Annotated in this window: 1 protein-coding gene; it reads left to right on the top strand. The window is 42.6% G+C overall.

Going from position 1 to position 2129, the window contains the following annotated elements; all coding sequences use genetic code 11:
• Nucleotides 1-961: 961 nt before the first annotated feature.
• Entirely contained in the window at nt 962-1912 is a 951-nt protein-coding gene (locus tag G3569_RS18110) for a flagellin (RefSeq protein ID WP_165271495.1), read from the top strand.
• Nucleotides 1913-2129: the final 217 nt, after the last annotated feature.

Below are 2129 nucleotides of genomic sequence, written 5' to 3'. Positions count from 1 at the left end.
ACCCCGTACATTAAAGACAGACCCTATTGTTGCTTCGGCAGCAATAGGGTTTTTTATTTTTGTTCAATCAGTTAAAGAGAGCGGTTTACAGGACTTTTGTTTTATTTTTTTTCGAGGTAAAATAGTCTGATAATAGTATTGGAACTAGTATGTGGATAGGTGAGGAATGGATTTTAACACCAACGTTTGTCATCACGAGGGAAGCGCGATGATCTCCCTGAAGTAGCTGGATGATGTATGATAGTTGTTCTCTGTGTACTATGCGAGCATATACCGACTGTGCACCTTCCCAGCAAGCCTGTCACGTCGACCTGGTGCTTTTGCCGGGAAAGGAGTTTCCCGCAGGGAGGGATCAAGGGCGGGGAAGCCGTAAGAATAATTCTCCTTCCTGTCTACGGACGCCAACCCCAGCCGCCGACGACGGGGCTTCATTTTTTCCATATTCTTTTGTGTGGATGGATAATTGTTTTCAATGGTTATTAACAACGTTTGTTATTGCGATCCGCCGGAGCGATCTCTCTAAACAGTTGGTTACTGTATGAAGGTTATTCTTTGACTACTATACGAACGCACACCGAATGAGGATCTCGTCGACAAATCATCATGTCGAGCTAGTGTTTTGAGGAAAGGAGTTCCTTAATCGCAGGAACATAATAAGAACATTGGAACTTTCCTTTTCTGTAATCCGATGGCATTTGGGAAGATAAACTTAAGTCAGAAAAAGTGAACTTGTTACATTTTAGCTTCTCTTTTGAGTTAGTTTAGCTCCGGAAGCAGTTAGCTACATATGCCGATCTTTTGATGCATCAAATATATACCTTGGAGAGGTAATAGTCGGACTATCTTCATTTTAAAAGAATAGGATTAGAAAAAAAGGTATTTAAGATCGGTTTTGCCCCTACGATAATAGTTGAGCAAGACATTAAATAAATTATTAAGAAAAAATATACGGAGACAAATCATGGCAAGTTTTGGGGATCTAAACAGAGTAAACACAAACATACAGTCGTTGGATTCCCAGCTGTCGTTGAACCGTATTAATAAGCAGATGTCGGAGAACCAACTGAAGATGTCGACCGGTAAGCGAATTAATCGTGCGGAAGACGACTCGGCCGGTTTCTCGATTGCCACGAAATTGCGCAGTCGTGTTAGTGGATTGAACCAGGCGATGCAGAACGTGGGGGATGCAAAGTCGGTTCTCGATATAGCTGAGTCCAGTTACGGTAGCATTATAGATAGTCTCGTGGAGATGAAGGAACTGACCACACAGGCAGCCAATGATACGTTGGGAGACGATGAGAGAGGTTTTATTGGGGACCAAATTAGAGAGATTGGTATAGATATAGATAATATCGTGGATCAGACAGTCTACCAAGATTATGAATTGCTCAAAGGGAATGAAGAAACAAGTACAGTAGGTGGAAATTTAACATTAGATTTCCAGGTCGGAGAGAGAGAATCAGATACAATTACAGCTGAACTTAGAGCAGTAAGTACAGGAGGGATGTTTGCAGAGGGGACCTCTGCCGGAGGAACAGTGGATGATTTAGGTGCGACTTCCGGAGCTATTAAAGCTACTGCTATTTTTGGAGAAGGCGGTGGACTAACTTTTTCAACTACGGCTGATTCTGCAGATTATCGCGCATTCCTTTCCCACGTAGATGATGCGATTACCACGATGTCAGAGGACGTCAACGATATTGGAATTACGCAGTCGTCGCTGTCGGTTCGTGAGGAGGCCCTCTCGCAGTCGATTAGTGCGAATGAATCGGCGAAATCTCGAATTATGGATACGGACTTTGCGAAGGCGCAGAGTGAGAAAGTCCGATTAAGTATTCTGCAGCAGACGGCAACTTCTTCGCTGGCGCAGGCCAACAACGGGCCACAGTCCGTACTCGGATTCCTTGGATAATTTACCCGTACATAAAAGACAAACCCTGTTGTTGTTTCGGCAATAACAGGGTTTTTTTATTGTCAGCAGAATTTTTTCTGTTGTTTCGTATAAGGTAAATCAGCTTTCTGTCCGCTATATCTGGATTTATATTCTTTCAGGCCATATTTGTAAGCAGAAACCCTCTTTGTCAGCTTTTCTGTAAAAAAAGTAGAAAAAAAATTTAAGAACGGTTTTT

It is taken from the genome of Fodinibius halophilus (genome assembly GCF_011059105.1).
In the GTDB taxonomy this organism is placed as follows: domain Bacteria; phylum Bacteroidota; class Rhodothermia; order Balneolales; family Balneolaceae; genus Fodinibius; species Fodinibius halophilus.
The sequence above is the reverse complement of the archived record's forward strand: the minus strand, read 5'-3'. Positions and strand labels throughout refer to the sequence as shown.